Genomic DNA, 21,419 nt, shown 5'->3' on the forward strand with positions numbered 1-21,419 from the left:
ACCAGATCTCGACGATGCCGAATTGGCGGGGCTTTCCGGAAAATCGAAACCAGCGATGGTCGGATTCCGATTCTGCCGCAGCCTCTCGAAGAGGTCGTCGATGGGAGTGGTCCCCGCCGGCCACTTGAGATGGTGTCGAAGTCGGCGTCCGCGTGCAGCACGGTGAGCTTGCGGTACCGAGCCGTCACCGCCATGAGGAGATCGACCAGGGAGGCGCTCCGCTGCCATCCCTTGTCAGCGAGATCGCGTTGCAACCCGCTCGTCTCGTCCCAGGCCGGCAGAGGTTGTCCGGAGCTGTCGGGGTGTCGCGTCGGCGAGCGGGTTTAGCAGGGTGACATGCACTTGGGTTACCCCATGGGCAGGCAGAATCAGACTTTGACGATCTACCCGGGGTGCGGGCACAGGTCGTTCCCCGCTGAGCACTGACGGCAACGTCCATCACCACAGCCGCCCGTGGGACGCCGATTCGGAATCCCGCTATTTTCAGGTCGCGGCTCGGGAGCCGGGCGACTGGAGCTTGCGGCGTAGGTCACCGGCCTGAGGGTGGCCGAGATCGCGGAAGATCTCGTACGCCTCCAGCCAGCGCTCGCGGGCCGTCTGCGGGTCCCCGGTGGCCTCGCTCGCATCACCGAGGTGCCCGAGAAGCTGGGCCCGTAATTCGGGGCTGTCCATCGTGCCGGCCAGCCGGAGGCCACGCCCGTAGTGCCGGATCGCGGTCTCCGGATCGCCCAGCCGCTGGTACAGCAGGCCCAGCGTGTCCAGGGTGACCACCTCGTTGGCCCGGTTACCCGCCCGTTGCTGCAGATCCAGCGCTCGCAGCTGGAACTCCAGTGCCTGTTGATAGGCACCGAGCTCGGAGTGGTACCAGCCCACCGCGAGGCTGGCCTTGCCCGCCCAGAGCGGGTCGTCGAACTCGGTGAAGAGCGACAACGCCTGCTCGGCCTGGTCGAGCGCACGCTCACTGTCGCCTTGCAGCCAGTACACGTAGGACAGCACGAAGCGGTTCTCCGCCTCGCCCGCCCGGTCTCCGGCGGTGAGACTCAGTTCGAGCGCCTGCCGCATGTGGGCGTGCGCGTCGTCGAACCGGTCGAGCCGGCCGTTCACCGCGCTCAGGAAGCGGTGCGCGTGCGCCGCCGCCGGGCGGTCGGTCATGGCGGTCGCCGCGCGCAGTGCCACCGCCCACGCCGCCCCTTCGTCGTGCCAGCGCCGCTGGTCGTTCAGGAATGTGTCCAGCGCCCAGCTCAGCTGCCACGCGTGCCGGTGCATGCCCTCCTCCTCGGCCTGCCGCAGCGCGGTCAGCAGCACCGCGTGCTCGGTCTTCAGCCATGCCAGGGCGGCCGGGAGGTCGAATACGTGTTTCGGCTCGGCCCCGTCCGCGGGCGCGCCGAGGGTCATCGGGATGGGCGCGCGCACCGGATTCAGCACCAGCTCCGCGTGGTAGGCAGTGTGCGTGTAGTGGTCGAGCAGCCGGGTCAGCGCCGCCTGCCGCACGGCCTCGGCCTCCTCGGCCCGGGCGCGCTCGCCGGCGTAGGCGTGCAGCAGGTCGTGCATTCGGTAGCGGCCAGGCGCATGCTCGGTGATCAGGCTGGCGTGGGTCAGTTCGGCCAGCGTCCGCCGGACATCGGGCAGCGCCCGGCCGGTTAACGCGGCCGCGGCGGCCACCGAGATGTCGGCGCCCGCGGCGAGCCCGAGCAGCCGGAACAGCCGTGCGGCGTCCCGGCTCAGCGCATCGTAGGACCAGGAGAACACGGCGTCGATCTCGAGGGCCGCGAGCCGGCCCCCTGGGTGGCGTAGCTCCGCGGCGATCGCCTCGGGCTGGAAGCCGGTCAGCCGCGCCCGCGCACCGACCAGCGCCAACGCCAACGGGAGCCGTCCGCACGCGGCCGCGATCGCGGCCACGGCGTAACCGTCCGCGACCTCAGCCCCTGGGCGCCGACCGGTGTCCGGGGCGGACCGGGAACGGGGTGACCGGGTGTTCGAATCGGCCTTCTGCGGGGCGCCGGTGCCGAGCCGGCGGTTGAGCAGCTCGACCGCCTCCTCGATGTCCGGGATGTCCAGCGTCAGCGCGGCGGCGCCGGTCTCGGCGATCAGGGCGGTGAGCTGCCGACGGCTGGTGACGACCGTGCGGGTGGCCGGGCCGGCCGGGAGCAGCGGCCGGACCTGGTCGGCGTCGCGGGCGTTGTCGAGCACGACCAGCAGGTGGCGGTCGGCGGATCGGCTACGGTAGAGCGCCACCTGCGCCGCGAAGCCGGGCGGGACGCGGTCGGGCGGCACCCCGAGGGCGTCCAGAAATCCGCGGACCACCTCGGCGGGGTCGACCGTGGCGTGCTGGGAAAAGCCGCGCAGGTCCACGTACAGCTGGCCGTCCGGAAAGCTCGGCGCGACCAGGTGAGACCAATGCACGGCGAGTGAGGTCTTGCCCACTCCGGCCGGGCCGGAGATGGTGACCACCGCGGCAGTGGCCGCGTCGAGCGCGCGCAGCGCCTCGGCACGACCGGTGAATCCGTCGACGTCGGCGGGTAACTGCGCGGGCACCGGTGGGTGTCCGGCGTCTGGCTGCGCGGCGAGCTGGAAGACGGCCCGGTCCGCCGGGGACAGCTTCAGCGTGTCGGCGAGCACCCGGACGGTGCTGGACCGGGGCACTGTGACGCGGCCGGACTCGATCTCGCGGATCTGTCGCTCGCTGATGCCGGACAGGGCGGCCAGTTCCTCCTGTGTGAGCAGTGCACGAATCCGGAAGTCACGCAGCACGCTGCCGAACATCGATCCCCTTCCCGCCGATCCACGGTATTCGATCACGTTCGTGGCGTTCGCAGCCTAACCGCCGGTTAACCGCCGGTCGAGCGCCTGCCGCCGGGCCGCTGCGGTTGGTTCGCTGGAGGGACCTCACCGGGGTTCTACCACTGGAGGAAAGATGAAGTTCTGCACGCGAAGGCGGCGCTCGCCGCGGGGGCAGCGCTGATGGTCGCCATGACGGGCGCGGTCGTCACGATCGCTCCCATCATGGTGATGGGCCGGCGGCGAGGCGTGTGGGGTGACCGTCCGATACGGCCCCCGGCGCGGCGACGTGGGCTACGGCAGGACGACATGTGGCGGCACGGTCCACGAGAACGCCGTGCTCGACAACCCCGGCGAGGCGGCTCCAGGTCTGACGGGCCGGGCGGCCAGACCTGACAGCCGGACCGAGATCGGCCAGTACGAGCGCATGGTGAGCTGCTGATCGCAATCGTCCGGTGATCGGCCGGAGCGGGTGGCCCGGCCCGCTCCGGCCGCCGGGTTCCGCGGACGGGTTCGCCAGGCCCAGCCGTCTTGATGACGCGGAATGGCGCCGGGCTCTCTCCCCGGAGCTCCGGCCACGCCGAAGAGCTCTTTCCGCTGCCTTACTCCCGGCCCGGGGCCGGGGTTCGTTTCCTCCACCTCTCCCCTCGGCCCTACAGCCTTACGGGAAGCCATGAGCACTATTCGCATGAGAGCAATCACGTTTCTGACAATGTCGGTTCTACTGCTGTGCGCGTCGATGACGGTCTCGGCACAGAATGCCGGCGCGCACGCCACCACCACGGTGATGACGGAGACCGGCTGCGATCACATCCGTGATCGATTCCGGTCACTCGCCCGTCAGGGCAAGAGGAAGGTGCTGTGCGTCGCGCCGGTGGCACAACGGCCCAGCAGATCGGTCCTGAGTTCGACGAGCGCCGCCGCCGACCCACCGCCCCTGCCCGGCTGGTGCATCGACCCCCCTGACGATCAGTCGAAGAGCGCATGGAAGACCAGGCGATTCGCCGCCTGCCTGATCAACTACGCGACCGTCAGCGTCTACGACACCACCACGGGGCTTCTGCTCGGCCGCACCACCGTGAACTACATCCATTTCATCGGCATGTTCTACGACAGCCTGGAACTCACCGATGTCTTCGCGATCGTCCGCTTCTTCTCCGAGGGGGAACTGGCCCCGGACGACGCGATCAGTTTCCGCCTTGTGGCGAGTTGTTCCGTCGGCTGTACGGCGGGCGACTTCGGCCCCGCGATCACACTGCCCGAGAATTCCACCCAGTCTCTGACCCCACCCGTACCCCATCTGGTGAACGTGCCCCAAGATGGCCTGCGCACCGTTCACACCACCTATGAGTTGCAGCTGACGCATCCGGGTGGGGACACGGAAGTGATCAACTATTTCCCGCCCGCCCAGGGCCCCTACCCCTCGCCGGACATTCGCTGCGACAAGATTCTCAGCGGCGCCGGCTGCGTCATACCGAGTTTCGCCCCCACGCTCAGCGGACTGACCGACTATCCGGCGGTCAGCGCTCACATCAGGACGGCGCAGGCAGGCGGGCTTCCCGGGGCCCCCGGCACCACGCCCCTTCACCGACTGGCCGACGCGGCCAAGGTTAGGCAGAACCGGGACATGGCATGCCCCGACTGGCTGCCCCGTCCCTCAGGGCAGACATGCGACGAATACCCCATGGCACGCACCTGGGAGGGTGCCTGGACGAGCGGCGGCGCCTTCAGCCGGGCCATGGTCCCCGAGGCGGAGAACGAGGGCGCGGGAGGGAAATTCGGAGCACTCGTCCGCTACCAGCGACTGCTGGACCGGGACGCCTTCTGGGTCGATCCCAACTGAGCCGCCGGGACGCCCCCTTCGCGTTCCCCAGCCAGGTCAGGCACCGGACCGGCCATCACGTAGACCCATCTATGAAAGGACAGTCATGACAAGCACCAGCGCGACGCCCTCGAAGCGGTTCAGGAGGATTCTTCTTGCCGTGGTCATCGGAGCGGCGTTCACGGTCGCCGGCCCGATCTCCGCCGCGAGTGCCACCCCATCCGAATGCGACCAGTCCGGGATTCCCGACTACTACCAGGTCGTCATCGGTGCCAGCCCCAATCTGGGCGACCGCACCCTCCAGTTGTGGAACGGCGGTGGCTTCAACTACAGCTATGCCCGGCTCTCACCCCACTACTCGGGCGAGCAGGTGTGGGTCGACCGTAGCCTGAGCGGGATGCCCAGCAGCCTGCCCATGTACCCCACCACCGAGCAGGTGAACGCGAACGGCGGCTGGAAGCAATGCGGTCCGTTCTCCAGCTCCGAAAGCAGCCTTGTCATGAACTGGAACACCAGCCAGCAGCGGCACTACGCGGTCCGGGCCTGCGCGCGCACCGCGATACTCGGCAGCTTCTGCGGCAACTGGTACATCGACCGGACCTGACCGGCCGCCACGGCACCAGGCCGGTGGCTCGCACGTCACCACCGGTCGACCACCCCGCCCACAGCACAGCCCTTCTGAAGGGCTGTGCTGTGGGCGGGTGTCCGGCTTCATCTGCCTTCTGGGCCGGATGTCACCTTGACGCCCCGGTCAGTTCCCGGGACTCCTGCCGTACCTCGGTACGGCCCAGGCGGCTGGGCCACCAAGCCCGCGGGCCCAGGTCCCGTACCAGCGCCGGGACCAGCAGAGACCGCACCACCAGGGTGTCGAGCAGGACGCCGAAGGCGACGATGAAGGCGATCTGCACGAGGAAGGCGAGGGGGATCACCACCAGCGCGGCGAAGGTGGCGGCGAGCACGACGCCCGCCGAGGTGATCACCCCGCCGGTGGTGACCAGCCCGCGCAGCACCCCCTTCTCCGCCCCGTGGTGCGCGGTTTCCTCGCGCACCCTGGACATGAGGAAGATGTTGTAGTCCACCCCCAGCGCGACCAGGAAGACGAAGCCGTACAGCGGCACGGACGCGTCACTGCCGGTGAATCCGAACACGTGCGTGAAGACCAGTGTGGAGACGCCGAGGGTGGCCAGGAAGTTCAGCGCCACGGTGACGACCAGGAGCACGGGCGCCACCAGCGAGCGCAGCAGGACGATCAGGATGAGCAGGATGATCGCCAGGACGACCGGGACGATGAGCAGCGTGTCGTTCTTCGCGGTCTCCGTCGTGTCGTACTGCTGGGCACTGTACCCGCCGACCATGACGCCGTTCTCGGAGGCGAGTGCGGCGCGCAGTCGCTTGACCGTGTTCTGGGCGGCTTCGCTGTCCGGCGCGTCGCTCAACGTCGCCTCCACCAGCGCGAGTCCATCGACGATCTTGGGGGCGTCGCCCGGTCGCCCGCTCTGGGTCACCGCCGCGGCGTCGGACACGCCCTCGACGCCGTCGGCCGCCTTCTCCACGGCCGAGGCACGCTCGGCGGGGGTGACGATGACCGCGGGCTGCCCCGAGCCTCCGGGGAAGTGCTCGCTCAGCGCCGCCTGTGCCGCCACCGACGGTGTGTCGTTCACGAAGGTCTCGTCCAGCGGCACGCCTCTGGCGTTCAGTTGCGGCGCGAAGAGGGCGAGGGCGATGAGAGGCAGGATGGTGGCGATCCAGAGCCGGCGCGGATGGCGGTCGACCAGGGCGGCCACCCGGCCCCAGATCCCGCGGGCCTCGGTGTTGGCCGGACGCGGCTTCGCCGGCCACATGGCGGCGCGGCCCAGCAGGACGAGAGCCGCGGGCAGGAAGGTGAGCGCGCTGAGGGCGGCGCACACGATGCCGATGGCACCCACCGGGCCGAGCGCGCGGTTGTTGGTCAGGTTGCTGAGCAGCAGTGCGAGCAGGGCCAGGGCCACCGTGGCGGCACTGGCGACGATCGGCTCGAACGAGCGCCGCAGCGCGACGCGGCCTGCGGCGAAGCGGTCGCCGGTCGCGGCCAGTTCCTCCTGGAATCGGGCGGTCAGCAGCAGCGCGTAGTCGGTGGCCGCGCCGATGACCAGGATGAACAGGATGCCCTGCACCTGGCCGTCGACCCGGACGATGTCGCGGTCGGCCAGGAAGTACACCACCGCGCATGCCAGGCCCAGCGCGAAGACCGAGCCCGTGACGATGATGAGCGGCAGCAGCACGCTTCGGTACACCACCAGCAGAATGATCAACACGGTGATCAGCGCCACCCCGAGAAGCAGGCCGTCGATCCCGGCGAAAGCGCCGGACAGGTCGGCTCGGGTGGCCAGCGGTCCGGCGAGCTGGGCCCGCAGGCCGTCGACCGCCACCGCCGAGCCGGTCCGGTCCAGGATCTCCCCGAGCGAGCCTTCAAGGTCGGAACTGAACTGGATCACGCCCTGCAGAGCCCGGCCGTCCTCCGATCCGATGGCGGGTGTGGGTGTCCCGACGACGCCCTCCGTGCCGCGCAGCGAGGCGAGCGCCCGAGTCGCCGCTGCGCTCTGCTCGGGAGTGATGTTCTTCCCGTCCGCGGTCCACACCACGATGAGTGGCTGCGTCTCCCCCTCGCGGAACCTGTCCTGCACCTCCAGTACGCGTGTCGACTCCGCGCTCTGCGGTAGGAAAGAGGCCTGGTCGTTGGTGGACACCTCGGTGAGTTTGCCGGCGAACGGCCCCAGCCCCCCGCCGACGGCCAGCCAGACCAGCACCAGCAGTGCCGGAACAAGCCAGCGGATCGGTTGCCGTGCCATGAAGATCACCTTTCCGTGATGCTATGTAGCTCAACTATCAAGATACTCAATCGTTGAATTAATGTAGCATGGCGGTATGAACGGCGATCGCGAGGTGGGTATCGACCTGCAGTCCTTCGCGGTACGAATGCGTCGGATGACCGCCGAGTTCAACCGCATCGCCCATGAGTTCGCCCACGAGCAGGGGCTGCACCCCACAGATGTCCAGGCCCTCATGAAGATCTTTGACGCTCCGTCGCCGATCACTCCGGGGCGGCTGCGGGAGGAGTTGAACCTCACGTCGGGTGCCGTCACCGCGTGCCTCGACCGGCTGGAGCGGGCCGGGCACATTCGCCGGGTTCGCGACGTGCACGACAGGCGGGTGGTCCACCTGCACTACCTCGACGCGGCGAAGGAATTCGCCGCGGCCTTCTTCGGCCCGCTCGGCCGTAGCACGGACAACGCCCTGCGGCGTTTCAGCCCGGAGGAGTTGCGCACCGTGGCAGCCTTTCTCGACGCCATGAACGGGGAGCTCGGCGTGTTGCGAGCCGAGCCGGGTTCTTCCTGACCTTGTCTTCGAGTGCGCGGGCCGAACGGTTGCGTTCCTCTCGCTCGCCGCGGGCGGCAGGGGGCACATCCACGGAGACGCGGAGACTGCTCAGTGAGGGCTTCCAGGCCCACGCGGCGGGCTTCGCCTGATTCCGGATGGATCGTGTTCCGGGGCCACCGGGGATCGACCGAGCGGAAAAACGGAAACGCCTCGGAGGACCATGCCCCGAGGCGTTCCGATTGAGATCCTTGTCAGCCGAGAGCGTCCCTGATTCACGCGATCGGTCTGTGGCGGTCCGCCTCAGCGGAACCGCGGGTCGTTTCCGGCCTTCGTGGTCACCTTGAGCGACAGGGCGTCGGCGATCTCACCCCACGAGACGTAGGAGAAGTTCGTGGCGTCACGTTCGTCGTCGACGTCGGGCCCGCTCTCCGGCTCGTCGTGCGTGACCAGCAGGCCCCGGCGGTAGTCACCGACAGGACGGTTCGTCACGGCGAGCCCGTCGGAGCCGTTGACGTCGTCGGCCCCCTTGGCGCCCTTGACCCGGAAGCCGCCCACCGGAGCGTTCTTGCCCTGCCGGTCGTAGACCGCGAACGTGTCGTCTCCCTGGCTCGACACGATGACGTATCCGGTCGAGCCCGGGCCGTAGTAGATGTCGACGCCCTCGGCGTCAGCGGTCAGCCGGTTGCCGCCGAAGCCCTTGGCCTTCGGGTCGATCGGCCGACACTCTTCGGACTCCTCGTCGTAGGCGTCGTGGATGCCGAAGTCGGTGACCTTGTCGATGAGCGTCGGCTGCCCGCCCGAGCCGAGCGGCAGCCGCAGCCGCCACAGGCCGACATCCTCCTGCGCGGCATAGAGAACGCCCGACTTCTGGTCCACCGCGACACCCTCGAACTGCGGCAGTACGCCCGGCTCCGCACACGGGGACCAGGTCGAACCGTCCGGCAGCTTGAAGGTGCTCGGCATCGTCAGCTTCTTGACGCTCGTGTAGCCGAGCCTGCCGTCGACCTCGACGACGCGCGCGGTCGCGAGGGTCGTGGCACCTTCCTGGGTGACGACGGCATACGTCTCACCGCGCTTCGGCTGCCAGACGGCGAGTCCGTACGCCGTGTGCTCCTCGTCGACGGCTTTACGGTCAGGGTTGAACAGGAACCGCTGATCAGCCGCGGTGACCTCGGTCAGCGGCGTACGCGCCGCGGCGCCGGCCGGGTCGATGACGAAGAACCGGAGTTGGTCGTTGTAGCGGTCCGAGACGACCGCGACGTCGACCACGCGGCCGGCGAGCGTGATGTCGTAGGCGATGTCGACGTTGTTGTACCGGCCTTTGGCCGTGTCGGCCCGCGGGGCCTCGGTCGCGGCCAGTGACTGGAGTTCCCGGGATCTCATGTCGTAGACGCGCAGGCCCCCCTCCTTGGCGGTCACGATCACGATCGACCTGTGGGAGTCCTTCGGGTGGACCCAGATGGCGGGGTCGTCACCGGAGGCGTTGCCTCCCTCTTCGTCGTCATAAAGGGCGGGCGTCTCGTTGTCCGTCGTCACGACCGCGGGATCGCCCCGATGCCCAACGGCGGGAAAGGCCGTCGCGGGGGAGGCGGCGAGCAGGGCGGCGGCGACTGTGCCAACCGACAGTGCGGCTTTCAGGATGTGGGTCACGTGTTCGAGCGTGCCCGACGAAGATTGCCGTGGATCTGACCGGCGGATAGCCGCCGGTTGAACTCTGGAACTCGTCATGCGGGGAGGACATCGTCGGCTGCGACCGTGCCGCGGTGCGAGGCGTCGGGGCGGGAGGCTGCCGCTCAGGCTCGCATGGCGAGCAACGCCTTCCGGGCTGCGACGAGTGCTTCCTCCTCGGAGGCCCCGGTGTGCAGAGCGACCAGCGAATCACCCCTGCCGTGCTTGCCGACTTCGGACACGCGCGCCGCTCGGCCGGCCGACGTTCGGGAGAAGGTTCCGAACGTCGTCAAGATCTCGCTCCTCATCGTCGCTCGTATGCCCGGGACCAGTGCCTGTCGCGTCGCGTCAGGCGCGGAACCCAGGAACGAGGTCAGGATCCGATCCTGAAGAACGGCTTGTCGATCACTGGGATGCCCTCGTCCGCGGGAGTGATCGCTACCGGTCGGGCTCCCGGCTTCCGCCGAGGATCATCGCGGATGGCCGGTCAAAAAGCCTGGTACGCCGGATGGGCGGGCAACTCGAACCAGACGGTCTTTCCGGGCCTCCCCGTGCGCGTGCGGCCGGTGCCCCAGGAACGGGACAGCGTGTCGACGAGGAGCAGCCCGCGGCCGTTCTCGTCGGTGCCGGGTGCCTCGCGTACCTGGAGCGGAGCCGGACTCTCGTCCTCGACCTCGCAGCGCAGCGTGCCTTCCCGGAGGGAAAGGGTGATGATCGGTGCTCCCCGCCCGTGACGCAGGGCATTGGTGAACAGTTCGCTGACGAGCAGTTCGGCGATGTCGCTCTCTCCGTCGTATCCCCAGTCGGTGAGCTGGGCGCGGACGAGACGCCGGGCCATGGGAGTCGACGAGACGTGGGGCGACAGCGTCCACGAGGCCCGCCGGACGCGCGCCGCGCGGACGGCTCGGGCCGCGGGCTCGCCGAGTCCGTGGAGGAGCCGCCGTAGCCGGACCGTGGTGACCGGCCGGCCGGGCCTCACATACTCAGCTGCGGGGCCCCGGCGGCACGCGAGTTCAGGCCGCCTGCGCATAGGACCACCTCTGGGCGGGGACGCTGCGCCCATCGGGCAGCAGCTCGCCGGTGTCGTCGAACAGCACCACGCCGTTGCAGAGCAATCCCCATCCCTGTTCCGGGTGGAACGACACGAGGCGGGCCGCATCGTGATCAAGGGCGTTTGCGGGCGGGCACGGAGGCTGGTGCTGGCACATGACCATTACCTCGATCCTTGACGATCGCAGGAGAGTCTTCGAGGGCCACCGGCTCCGATGTTCCGGTCCGGTGAGCTGCTTTCGCCCTCTACGATGCCGCGTCCGCCGCCCGTTGTCTGCGCTGGCAGCACCCATTCGGGCCCCATGCCAACGACAGTCCCGGCATACCTGCTAACCGCAATGGGGGTAGCCCGGGTACGCCGGAAAGGGGCCTTTCAGTAGGGGAGGAAGATCTGGCGTTCCGTCGCGCTGTCGTCGAAGGACTCCAGCCGGGTCTGTCCTTCGGTGGCCAGGGTGTCCAGCATGGTGTGGAGCAGCGCGGTGCACAGAACCGTGGGACCGGCGTGGGAGTCGAAGGCGAAATCAGAGCTCACCGGCGCGAGCAGGACCTCGTCCGCGAGCTCGGTGAGCCGGCCCACCGGCTGGTCGGTGATGAGGGCGATCTTCAGCCCGACCCGACGCGCCCAGGTGAGCCCCTGTTCCAGCTCGCGCGGGTAGCGCGGCAGCCCGATGGCGAGCACCCATTCGGCTCCGGATTCCGCCGCCCGGCTCAGCCGGTCCTCCGCGATCGAGCCCGCGATGTCCAGTACCCGTACGTCTGGGAGCACCTTCTCCGCGAGATGGCCGAACAGGTGCGCCAGCGGTGCGGAGATCCGCAGTCCCATCACGAGGAGAGGACGTGACCTGGCCAGTTGACCCGCCACCTCGCGGAGCTGACTCAGGTCCCGGAGGTTGTCCCGCAGCCGCTCAAGGTCGCGGATCTCGGAGTTGACCAGTTCCTGGATCTCGTTGAGGTCCTCCGCGGGTGGCGCCGGCTGTACGCCGCCGAACACCGATGAGCGAAGCGCGTCCCGGAACTCGGGGAACCCCCTGAATCCGAGTGCGGCGGCGAAGCGGGTGACCGACGGCTGGCTGACGCCCACCCGCTCGGCGATGTCGGCACTGGTGAAGAAGACGGCCTCCTGCGCGTGTTCAAGCAGGTAGCGCGCGATCCGGCGCTGTGAGGGGGAGAGCCGGTGATCGTCGAAGAGCCCGCGCAGGTTCGCGGCGATCCGCGACGCGTCCGGCACGGCGAGCGGCTGGCCGGTCTCCCTGGCGTGCCCCATTCCTGAACTTCCCTTCCCCGTGGAGTGACGGACCCAGCGATGATTCTCACCGCCCGGCGGGCAAGGTGATCGGGTTTTGGCCGCATGACTTCAAGAGTGTGGGGCGAAAGCGGTACCGGGCGGCCCCCCACAGGGGACCGCCCGGCTTATCGGGGCACGCTCAGTGCTTCGGGCCGTTGCCGTTGAAGCGGGTCTTGCACTCCTGCAGCCGCACATCGACCTGCTCGCCCCTGTCGACGGTGACCTTCACCGTCTCAAGGACCTCACCGTTCGGGCGGGCACAGGTGAGCGTCCAGCTCTCCTGGAGGAAGTTGCCCGGGCCGGTGGCGACGACACCGTTCTCGGTGTAGGCCGGGACCGGCCGCACCGACGGGTTGACGTGCCAGGTGAACTTGCCGTTGGTCGGGGCGATCAGGCTGGACTCCAGGTGGGTGGGGACCGCCTGGGGCGGGTCGAGGACGGTGCTGGACTGCCGGATCGGCGCGGTCCACAGGTCGAAGTCCTTCGTGATCGTCAGCACCGCGCCCTTCGGCGCCTTGCCGGTGATCACAGAGTGTCCCGCCGGGTCCGCCGCGTACTCCAGGGCCACCATGAACGCCTCACGGTTCGACTTGCCCTCGTAGCGACCGGTGCCGAGGTAGTCCTCGATCACCTCGGGGTAGGTGTTGTTGGTCGACTGGGTCTTCATGATCTCGTACGTGAACCCGAGGCCGCGGGTGGCGTAGTACGACCAGTCCGGGGTCTCGCCGGTCGTCTCGTAGTCGAAGCCCGACTTCATGCCCGTGTAGCCGTTCTTGGCCGCCATCGCGTCGGTCAGGGCGGCGTAGACGGCCTCGTCCGGGGTGTCGCCCGCGCGCTTCTCCAGCGGCGGACGGAGGAGGGTGTGCCCGGAGGTGTGGTTCGTGATCAGGACGGTGACCTGGTTGTTCGTGGTCAGGTCCATGATGTTCCGGATCTCGGGCTCGGAGGCCGGCGCCGGGCCGCGGTTCGTCACGTTGGAACCCGCGTTGCTGCCCCAGCCGAAGGGGTAGTTGCGGTTGAGGTCGACTCCGCCGCTGCTGGCGCACGTCGGCGAGATGCCGCAGCTGGTGCGCCGGTTGATGACGAACCCGTCCACGTTGACGACCGGGACGAAGATGACCCGCGCCTGGTCGAGCAGGCGCTTGACCTTCGGGTCCTTTTCGGAGTTGTTCACCAGGTCGTAGGCGAATTCCAGGGTGTGCTCACCCGAGGGCCATTCGTTCCCGTGGTGTATTCCCATCATGAACAGAACGGGCTTGCCATCGGAGGCGTTGACGTCGCGGGTCACCTCGATGCCGTAAACCTCGCGGCCCTGGCGGGTCTTGTGCGGCAGCGTGATGTGCTTGACGAGGTCGGGGTGCTGATTGCTCAGCGCGAGCATTTCGTCGTTGTAGTCGGTGATCGTCCGGTAGGTGGTCCGGCCGCTGGGCAGCGTCGTTGACTGCGCTGCCAGCAACTGGGCGGTTGCTGCGATGTCGGTGGACTCGGCGAAGGTGGTGGTGGCCGCCGGAATGCTGAGACTTCCCAGAAGTCCGACGCTCAACGCGAGCGTCAAAACGCGTTTCTTGGCGCTCCAGGCCGTGGGGGACTGCGAGTCTCTTGAGGACATGCTGAAAAGAACCTTTCTAACCACGGACGAATTGGCATCAGAAACGCATGCTGCTTCCCGCTCTGTTCTTTCGGGAGCGCTCTTGGATAACCGGCCATCGACCGTTGATTGCAAACTTTCAGTTAGTCTTGGTCATGAATGTATGGTTGTCAACCAGTTGTGCCCACGGTATTTCCGCACATGTGTGGGATGTCGGGGGTGAGAGAGGTCCTCGAAACGCGGCCGGAGCGGGCGGGTGAGCCTCGACCCGGATCGGGTGGGGGTGTCGTGCGGATGCTCAGGTGCGGTGGTGGGTCGCCGACTGCCAAGTCAATCGGGACATGGGCCATATGGTGGTTAAGGGTCTGTTACAAAATGGGGCCGACCGGTTCCCCGGGAGGTCGCGGGCAGCGGCTCGACCGGTACGACGGTCAGCGAGAACGCCTGGTCATGACGTCTTACGGGCGAGCACTTCCAGGGGGCTGGCCAGTATCTCGGAGAAGGCGAGTTCGGCCGCGCCGATCAGGGTGACGTCGTTCCCGAGAGCCGAGGTGCGGAGCTGTACCTTCTCCCGGGAGATCAGCAGCCCGTTGGCCGCCACCCGGCGATGGACCTGGGCCGCCGAGCCCCGGTAGATGTCACGCAGCATTCCGCCGAAGATCACCAATCCGGGGTTGAAGAGGTTGATCAGGTTCGCCACCCCGATGCCGAGCCAGTCGCCGATCCGGTCCAGCGCGTTCTGAGCCGCGAGGTCGCCGTGGTCGGCGGCGTCCACCACGGCCCGTATGCCGTCGTGGCCGACCAGCTCGGAGGCCCGGCCGGCGGCGTCGAGCAGGGCCTGCTCGCCGACCTCCGCCTCAAGGCAGCCCCGCGAGCCGCATCCGCAGGGCCGCCCGTTGTACGGGTTCACGATCATGTGTCCGAGCTCGCAGCCGTACCCGCCGTCGCCGTCCAGCAGCTTGCCGCCGACGATGATCCCGCCGCCCACGCCGACATCCCCGTGCAGGTAGACCAGGTTCGCGAAGCCGATGCCCACCCCGCGTTCGTGCTCGGCCAGCGCGCCCAGGTGGGCCTCGTTGCCCACCGAGACCGGCAGTCCGAGCCCCAGCCTGAGGCCGAGCTCGGCACCGAAGGCCTGATCCACCCAGCCCATGTTCGGCCCGAAACGCACCATCCCGTCACCGGGCCGGATCATGCCGCAGTAGGCCGCGCCGACTCCGACACAGACCGAGTCCGGAGCCGCCTCGCGGTGTATCCGGCGGGCCAGCCCGGCGAGCACCTCGACCACGTCGTCGAGGTCGGCCCCGGCGCGGGTCCGGACCGCCTCCCTGCGGTCCAGGATCTTTCCGCCCAGCCCGACCCTGGCGGCGACCAGCCGATCCACGGCGACGTCGAACGCCAGCACGTACACCCGGTCGGACTCCGGCCGGACCACCAGCGACGGCCGGCCCGCCCGGCGGGTGTCGGTGGGGAGTTCCTCGCGGACCAGGCCCGCCGAGGTGAGCTCCGCGGTCAGCGCCATGATCGTGCTGCGGTTCAGGCCCATCCGGTCGGCCAGCACCGTGCGGGAGATCGGGCCGCCCAGGTGAACATGCCGGAGCAGGGTGCCCAGATTGTGCCGGCGGATCTCCTCCTGGGACGGACCGGCTTTCAGCATCGTGGGGATCCTGACGACTCGGGGCTGTCGCCGTTGTGCCTGACGACAATGGTGATTCTAGATTCTTAGCGCACTCCGCGGAATCGCCACCCGAGCCCATGCTTTCGAGCCCTTGACGACGGAAGCCTCCGGGGGGTCACCATCAGATTCACCACCGAGGGGCAGGACGTGATGAAGCTCTGCACGGTAAGGCGCTGAAGATCCGCTTTGAGGTGCTCACCATTGCTGGTCTCAGCCTCGTTGAGTGTTCCGCGCCGTCCGCGGCAGTCGCGATCGGCGGGCGTTACCGACCAGGATTCACTCAGAGACGGATGCGGACTTTACGTATACGCCCATGCCGCGCACGGTCTCTACGAGACCCTCGTCCTTGAGGACCTGAACCGCCTTGCGCAAGGTGTCGCGTGCGACCTGGAACTCCGCTTCCAACTCGACGAGGCTGGGGATCCGGCGGCCAGGCGGGATCTTTCCCGAGGCGATGCGCTGGCGCAAAATCTCGGCGATCTGCCGATAAGGCGGGACCGGTCCCTCTCTATCGATCATGTGATGACCCTATGCGGCCAGCCTCGACACCTGATAGCTACCCCAGAGGCTAGACGGGGGTAGTACACCGGAGATATGGTGCCCTTCAAGCACCACGAACCCGCCAGGTGCTGAACACCGGACGGGCCCTTGATCGGATCGAGGTCCAATCAGTGAGAGATGGTAGTTCCACCCACCCGGAGCCCACCGGTCCCGAGACGACGATTCCCGGCTGGCGGTTGATCCTCAGCGACGCCGGGCGGCTGTGGGCCAGCCGGGAGCGGCCCTTCTCCAAGGTGGCCACCCACGCCGGGGCCGAACGGACCGTCGACGCCGACGGCCTGGAGGCGCTGCGGGCCGAGGCCGACCGGCAGGAGGACCTCGCCCGCGAGGCGGAGGAGCAGGCGGCCCGCGAACCGGAGATGCGGGAGGCTCCTGCCTCGGGGGAGCGGGAGCAGGTCGGGCGGGTGGTCTCATGATTCGCCGCTGTCTGGCCGCCGCCCGGGGGCGTCACCGTGACGGCCAGGCCGTCGCCCCGGTCCCGCAGTACACCTGGGACCACGAGGCCCGTGCCGAGGCCGCGATGCTGGAGATCGCCTGGCCCGGCTGGTCCGTCCTGTACGGCACCGGCAGCCGCCTCTTCCACGCCATCGCCACCTGGACGACCCCCGAGCCGGTGCTCCTGTGTGACCGGACGATCGAAGGGTTGAAGGCGCAGATGCGGGAGGTGGAGACGGCCCTGCCGCACCGCTGGGCGCTGACCTCCACCTCGGCCGGCATCGGCCACTTCTGAGCGGGCACGGTAGCCCTGGTCCGGGGCCATCGTGCCATCGAAGACGTACCGCACGGGGGTGAGGAAGCACCCCGTGCGGGTACGTGACGCGGCATGCCCGCGTTTTTCAGGCAGGAGCCCTCAGAGCGGCAAAGCACAGTGCCCCTGACCCGCCCCGCCGAGCACGCGATGTCCGGGGCATGACGCCTTGCGGGGATACCGGGTCACCTAGTCTGATGCGCTAAGGGCGAAGAGGAGGGTTGGCTCTCTGTCGTGGAGGCGTCTGTCGAGCAGTTGGTGTACGTCCGGGAGGACGAGTACACGATCGCGCGGATGAGCGCCGAGGGCATGCCCGGCTTCGTCGCCTCCGGCCGGGCGCTGGGCGGGGTCCAGCCGGGGGAGACGCTCCGGCTCATCGGCGGCTGGGGCGAGCATCCGCGTCACGGCAGGCGTTTCGAGGTCACGGCGTGCGAGCGGCTGGTCCCGGCCACGGTCAGGGCCATCCGGATCTATCTGGGCTCCGGTCTGATCCGGGGTATCGGGCCGCGACTCGCCCACGCCATCGTCAGCCATTTCGGCGAGACGACGCTGACCGTGATCGACACCGAGCCCGAACGGCTCACCGAGGTCGTCAACATCGGCCCCGCGCGGCAGGCCCAGATCGCCGACGCGTGGCAGGAGCAGAAGGCGATCGCCGAGCTGATGGTGACCCTGCAGGGGTTCGGGATCAGCCCGCTGCTCGCGGCCAGGATCTACCAGGTGTTCGGCGCCGAGTCGGGCGACATCCTCACCTGTGACCCGTATCGGCTCATCGGCAAGGTCAGGGGCATCGCGTTCGCCACGGCCGACAGGATCGCCCTGCGCTCCGGGGTCTCCGAGAGCAGCCCGCAGCGGATCAAGGCGGCGATCCTGGACAGGCTGGAGACGGCGGCCGGCCGCGACGGGCACTGCTACGTACGGCTGGTCGCGCTGGTCACCCAGTCCGCCGAACTGGTCGAGCAGGACCACGACCTCGTCCGCCGGGCGCTCGACGCCCTCGTCGCCGACCGCAGGGTGGTCGTCGAGGTGTCGCCCGATGACCGGGGGCAGGCCGTGGTGTACCTGAAGGAGACGCACAGCCGCGAACTCACCCTGACCGCCCAGCTGACCAGGCTCATCCAGGCCACTTCGACGCTGCCCATGCGCGCCTTCCAGGAGGATCCCGGGCTGGACGAGGATCAGCGGGCGGCGGTGAACATGGCGCTGACCAGCACCGTGTCCATCATCACCGGCGGTCCGGGCTGCGGGAAGAGCCATACCGTCAGGACCATCGCGGCGACCGCGAAGGCGATGGGCGGCTCGGTGACCCTTACCGCGCCGACCGGCAAGGCGGCCAAGCGCCTGTCGGAGCTCACCGGCATGCCCGCGATGACCGTGCACCGGATGCTGGCCCACCAGCCGGACCCCGACAGCGGCGCGCTGTTCGAGCAGACGCCCGCGCAGGCCGACCTGATCGTGGTCGACGAGGCCTCCATGCTGGACCTGCACCTGGCCACCCGGCTCACCGCGGTCATCCCGGTGGGCAGCCACCTGCTGATCGTGGGCGACAGTGATCAGCTACCCAGCATCGCCCCCGGCAGCGTGCTGGCCGACCTGCTGCGTGTCGAGGAGATCGCGCGGATCCGGCTGACCCGTGTCTTCCGCCAGGCCGAGGGGAGCGGGATCATCAGGGCCGCTCACCGGATCCGGGCCGGAGAGGTGCCTCCGACCCCCGGGGGCGGGGGCTTCTGGTTCGAGGAGGTCGACGACCCCGAGCAGGTCGCCGAGCGGGTGATGCACCTGGCGACGGTGGCGATCCCGCGCAAGCAGGGGGTGAGTCCGGACCAGGTCCAGGTGCTGTGCCCGATGCGCAGGGGCCTGACCGGGACCGCCGAGATCGGCCGGATGATCCAGGAGCGGCTCAACCCGGCTCGCGAGGGGGTCGCGGAGCACTGGTCGGGCGCCTCGGTCTTCCGGGTCGGCGACCGGGTCATGCCGATCCGCAACAACTACGACAAGGGTGTCTTCAACGGGGACACCGGCACGGTCACCGCCATCACCCCCGAGGAGCGGCTCGTCGAGATCCGCACCGACGACGGGCAGATCGTGAAGTACGGCTTCGGCGAGCTCGACGAGCTGACCCACACGTACGCCATCAGCGTCCACCGCTCCCAGGGCAGCGAGTATCCCTTCGTGGTCGCGCCGCTGGTCACCGAGTCCGGCGGCGTCATGCTCCGCCGCAAGCTGCTCTACACCCTGATCACCCGGGCGCGGTCCTGGGTGGTCGTCGTCGGTGAGCGCAAGGCTCTGGAAACGGCCGTCCAGCGGCTCGGCCACCGCCGCAACACCGGGCTCGCCCGCCGGCTCGCGCTGAGCCTCGGAACCGTTCTGACCGGTGACTGACGAGGGCCTCCGAAGCGGCCCATCCGCTCCCGCCGAGCGTTTCGGCCCCCCGGAAGCATGCGGGGAATCGCCGAACACGACGACGGGTGAGCGGGAAGGCTCGACCGGCTTCCGTGGAGGGCGAGGATGAGGTGCTAGATCATGGGCACCCACCCCGGGGCAGGCGCCTGCCATGAGATATGGGGATAAAGGCCCGCATATGCAAAGGTATGGTGATTGGTGTGACGACGTTTCGGATCAGTGAGGCCGCCGCGCTGCTGGGGGTGAGCCCCGACACCGTCCGCCGATGGGTGGACGCCGGGCGGCTCGTGGCCCGGCGGGACGAGCACGGTCACCGGATGGTGGCGGGCGCGGATCTGGCGGCGTTCGCGCGTGCCCGGATCGAGTCGGAGAACGGCTCCGGGCTCTCCTCGGCGCGGAACCGTTTCCGCGGGATCGTGACCGAAGTGATCAAGGACTCGGTGATGGCCCAGGTGGAGATCGCCGCGGGTCCCTACCGGGTGGTGTCGCTGATGAGCCGCCAGGCCGCCGACGAGCTGGGCCTGGAGGTGGGGGTGATGGCGGTCGCCGTGATCAAGTCCACCAACGTCGTGGTGGAGATCCCCGACCACGCCCGTACGGCGAGCTGACAGCCAGGTGAGCGGCAGGGCACGTGACGTGACGGGCGCCTCTTCCGGTGGGGTGGCGGGTCGCCTGCCCTGGGTGCTGGTGCTGCCCGCGATGGCCGGCATGGTCTTCCTGACACTGCCGCTGGCCGGGCTGCTGGTACGCGCCCCCTGGTCCACGCTGGTCGAGAGGCTGGGCGAGCCCCACGTGCTGGAGGCGCTGCGCCTGTCGCTGGTGACCGCGACCCTGGCCACGCTGGTGTGCCTGCTGCTCGGCGTGCCACTGGCCTGGCTGCTGGCCCGTGTCGACTTCCCCGGCCGCCGCCTGGTGCGGGCGCTGATCACGGTTCCCCTCGTGCTGCCCCCGGTGGTCGGCGGCGTCGCCCTGCTGCTCGTGCTGGGGCGGCGCGGCCTGATCGGCCAGTGGCTGGACGCCACCTTCGGCGTCACCCTGCCGTTCACCACGGCGGGAGTCGTCGTCGCCGAGGCGTTCGTCGCCATGCCGTTCCTGGTCATCAGCGTCGAGGGCGCGCTGCGCGCGGCCGACCTGCGCTTCGAGGAGGCCGCCGCGACACTGGGAGCGTCCCGCTGGATCATCTTCCGCCGGGTCACCCTGCCCCTGATCGCCCCCGGAATCGTCGCCGGAGCCGTGCTGTGCTGGGCCCGCGCGCTCGGTGAGTTCGGCGCCACCATCACCTTCGCCGGCAACTTCCCCGGCCGGACCCAGACCATGCCGCTGGCCGTCTATCTGGCCCTGGAGACCGAACCCGAGGCCGCGATCGTGCTCAGCCTCGTCCTGCTCGCCGTCTCGGTGATCATCTTGGCCGGTCTGCGCGAGCGGTGGGTGAGTGCCCCGTGACCCTGAGCGCGCATCTGGTCGTCACCAGGTCACACTTCCACCTGGACATCGAGCTGGAGGTCGCCGCGGGACAGGTCGTCGCCCTGCTCGGCCCCAACGGCGCGGGCAAGACCACGGCGCTGCGCGCGCTGGCCGGGCTCACCGCCCTGTCCGGCGGGCGGATCAGCCTGGACGGCGAGGCGCTGCACACCATGGCGGCCGAACGACGCCCGATCGGCGTGGTCTTCCAGGACTACCTGCTCTTCCCGCACCTGTCCGCGCTGGACAACGTCGCCTTCGGGCCCCGCTGCCGTGGCGCCTCCAGGACGGAGGCGCGGCGCGGTGCCGCGGCCTGGCTGGAGCGCGTCGGACTGGCCGGGCACGCCACGATGAGACCCCGGCAGCTCTCCGGCGGTCAGGCCCAGCGCGTCGCCCTGGCCCGCGCCCTGGCCGTGCAGCCTCGCCTGCTGCTGATGGACGAGCCGCTGGCGGCCCTGGACGCCCACACCCGCCTGGAGATCCGCTCCCAGCTCCGCCGCCACCTGGCCGACTTCGGCGGCGCGACGGTCCTGGTCACCCACGATCCGCTGGACGCCATGGTGCTCGCCGACCGCCTGGTCGTCATCGAGAACGGCGCCGTCGTGCAGCACGGCACCCCCGCCGAGGTCGCCCGGCGCCCACGCACCGACTACGTCGCCCGCCTGGTCGGCCTCAACCTCTACCGGGGCACCGCCGCCGGACAGCAGGTCTCCGTCGGAGAGGTGCTCTTCAGCGTCGCCGAGCATCTGGAGGGCCCCGCGTTCGTCGCCTTCCCGCCCAGCGCGGTCGCGCTGTACCGGACTCGCCCCGACGGCAGCCCGCGCAACCTCTGGCAGGCCACGATCGAGGGCGTCGAACGGCACGGCGACAGCGTCCGCATCCACCTGGCCGGGCCGATCGCCGCCGCGGCCGACATCACCCCCGCCGCCGTCGCCGACCTCGACCTCACCCCCGGGCAGCGGATCTGGGCGTCGGTCAAGGCCACCGAGACCCACGTCTACCCGTTCTGAGGCCACCGCC

20 protein-coding genes are annotated in these 21,419 nt (G+C 69.3%); 10 read left to right on the forward strand and 10 right to left on the reverse strand.

The window, feature by feature from the left end; genetic code table 11:
* Positions 1-483 precede the first annotated feature (483 nt).
* Positions 484-2,763: an ATP-binding protein gene (locus ACFQVD_RS34605; RefSeq protein WP_343972607.1), complete on the reverse strand. Its 2,280-nt coding sequence runs from the start codon at positions 2,761-2,763 to the stop codon at positions 484-486.
* Between the two features lie 271 nt (positions 2,764-3,034).
* Here ACFQVD_RS34605 and ACFQVD_RS34610 point away from each other — a divergent pair, with 271 nt between their 5' ends.
* The 3 genes from ACFQVD_RS34610 (at position 3,035) to ACFQVD_RS34620 (ending at position 5,204) form a co-directional block, all read left to right on the forward strand.
* Positions 3,035-3,220, forward strand: coding sequence for a hypothetical protein (locus tag ACFQVD_RS34610; protein ID WP_343972611.1), 186 nt, complete (start codon positions 3,035-3,037; stop codon positions 3,218-3,220).
* A gap of 270 nt (positions 3,221-3,490) precedes the next feature.
* On the forward strand, positions 3,491-4,621 hold the full coding sequence (locus ACFQVD_RS34615; RefSeq protein ID WP_343972614.1) for a NucA/NucB deoxyribonuclease domain-containing protein: 1,131 nt from the start codon (positions 3,491-3,493) through the stop codon (positions 4,619-4,621).
* An 85-nt stretch (positions 4,622-4,706) separates the two neighbouring features.
* The gene (locus ACFQVD_RS34620) at positions 4,707-5,204 is read left to right on the forward strand and encodes a hypothetical protein (protein WP_343972617.1); all 498 of its coding nucleotides are present in this window, start codon (positions 4,707-4,709) and stop codon (positions 5,202-5,204) included.
* Positions 5,205-5,334: 130 nt separating this feature from the next.
* On the opposite strand, the gene ACFQVD_RS34625 is transcribed toward ACFQVD_RS34620, so the two are convergent.
* Positions 5,335-7,428, reverse strand: a complete 2,094-nt coding sequence (locus ACFQVD_RS34625) for an MMPL family transporter (protein WP_343972620.1) — start codon at positions 7,426-7,428, stop codon at positions 5,335-5,337.
* Between the two features lie 76 nt (positions 7,429-7,504).
* Here ACFQVD_RS34625 and ACFQVD_RS34630 point away from each other — a divergent pair, with 76 nt between their 5' ends.
* Complete coding sequence (locus ACFQVD_RS34630; RefSeq protein ID WP_343972623.1) at positions 7,505-7,975, forward strand: MarR family winged helix-turn-helix transcriptional regulator; 471 nt, start codon at positions 7,505-7,507, stop codon at positions 7,973-7,975.
* A 282-nt stretch (positions 7,976-8,257) separates the two neighbouring features.
* Here ACFQVD_RS34630 and ACFQVD_RS34635 read toward each other — a convergent pair whose 3' ends face one another.
* From ACFQVD_RS34635 to ACFQVD_RS34670, 8 genes are all read right to left on the reverse strand, one after another.
* Entirely contained in the window at positions 8,258-9,607 is a 1,350-nt protein-coding gene (locus tag ACFQVD_RS34635; protein ID WP_343972626.1) for a phytase, read from the reverse strand.
* Positions 9,608-9,750: 143 nt separating this feature from the next.
* Positions 9,751-9,918 carry a hypothetical protein gene (locus tag ACFQVD_RS34640; protein WP_343972629.1) on the reverse strand — a complete coding sequence of 56 codons (168 nt, stop codon included), beginning with the start codon at positions 9,916-9,918 and terminating at the stop codon, positions 9,751-9,753.
* A gap of 194 nt (positions 9,919-10,112) precedes the next feature.
* Positions 10,113-10,655, reverse strand: coding sequence for an ATP-binding protein (locus ACFQVD_RS34645; RefSeq protein WP_386273115.1), 543 nt, complete (start codon positions 10,653-10,655; stop codon positions 10,113-10,115).
* Positions 10,639-10,833 (reverse strand): DUF5999 family protein, encoded by a 195-nt coding sequence (locus ACFQVD_RS34650; RefSeq protein ID WP_343972850.1) that lies wholly within the window; start codon positions 10,831-10,833, stop codon positions 10,639-10,641. Before ACFQVD_RS34650 ends, ACFQVD_RS34645 begins: the two co-directional genes overlap by 17 nt.
* Before the next feature lie 215 nt (positions 10,834-11,048).
* Complete coding sequence (locus tag ACFQVD_RS34655) at positions 11,049-11,939, reverse strand: MurR/RpiR family transcriptional regulator (protein ID WP_343972635.1); 891 nt, start codon at positions 11,937-11,939, stop codon at positions 11,049-11,051.
* Between the two features lie 160 nt (positions 11,940-12,099).
* Entirely contained in the window at positions 12,100-13,569 is a 1,470-nt protein-coding gene (locus tag ACFQVD_RS34660) for a M14 family zinc carboxypeptidase (RefSeq protein ID WP_364154226.1), read from the reverse strand.
* 427 nt (positions 13,570-13,996) lie between these two features.
* A complete protein-coding gene (locus ACFQVD_RS34665) occupies positions 13,997-15,205 on the reverse strand; it encodes an ROK family transcriptional regulator (protein WP_343972639.1) in 1,209 nt (402 codons plus the stop codon).
* A 297-nt stretch (positions 15,206-15,502) separates the two neighbouring features.
* Entirely contained in the window at positions 15,503-15,745 is a 243-nt protein-coding gene (locus ACFQVD_RS34670) for a GntR family transcriptional regulator (RefSeq protein ID WP_343972641.1), read from the reverse strand.
* Between the two features lie 152 nt (positions 15,746-15,897).
* Between ACFQVD_RS34670 and ACFQVD_RS34675 the strand changes: the two genes are divergently transcribed.
* The 6 genes from ACFQVD_RS34675 (at position 15,898) to ACFQVD_RS34700 (ending at position 21,409) form a co-directional block, all read left to right on the forward strand.
* Positions 15,898-16,203 carry a hypothetical protein gene (locus tag ACFQVD_RS34675; RefSeq protein ID WP_343972644.1) on the forward strand — a complete coding sequence of 102 codons (306 nt, stop codon included), beginning with the start codon at positions 15,898-15,900 and terminating at the stop codon, positions 16,201-16,203.
* On the forward strand, positions 16,200-16,517 hold the full coding sequence (locus tag ACFQVD_RS34680) for a hypothetical protein (RefSeq protein WP_343972647.1): 318 nt from the start codon (positions 16,200-16,202) through the stop codon (positions 16,515-16,517). The genes ACFQVD_RS34675 and ACFQVD_RS34680 overlap by 4 nt, the downstream gene beginning before the upstream one ends.
* Before the next feature lie 252 nt (positions 16,518-16,769).
* Positions 16,770-18,917 carry an SF1B family DNA helicase RecD2 gene (gene recD2, locus ACFQVD_RS34685; protein ID WP_343972650.1) on the forward strand — a complete coding sequence of 716 codons (2,148 nt, stop codon included), beginning with the start codon at positions 16,770-16,772 and terminating at the stop codon, positions 18,915-18,917.
* A gap of 221 nt (positions 18,918-19,138) precedes the next feature.
* On the forward strand, positions 19,139-19,546 hold the full coding sequence (locus ACFQVD_RS34690; protein WP_343972653.1) for a TOBE domain-containing protein: 408 nt from the start codon (positions 19,139-19,141) through the stop codon (positions 19,544-19,546).
* 91 nt (positions 19,547-19,637) lie between these two features.
* Complete coding sequence (modB, locus tag ACFQVD_RS34695; protein ID WP_343972853.1) at positions 19,638-20,381, forward strand: molybdate ABC transporter permease subunit; 744 nt, start codon at positions 19,638-19,640, stop codon at positions 20,379-20,381.
* Entirely contained in the window at positions 20,378-21,409 is a 1,032-nt protein-coding gene (locus ACFQVD_RS34700) for an ABC transporter ATP-binding protein (RefSeq protein WP_343972657.1), read from the forward strand. Before modB ends, ACFQVD_RS34700 begins: the two co-directional genes overlap by 4 nt.
* The last annotated feature ends 10 nt before the right edge of the window (positions 21,410-21,419 follow it).

The organism is Streptosporangium amethystogenes subsp. fukuiense, assembly GCF_042665875.1.
GTDB lineage: Bacteria > Actinomycetota > Actinomycetes > Streptosporangiales > Streptosporangiaceae > Streptosporangium > Streptosporangium fukuiense.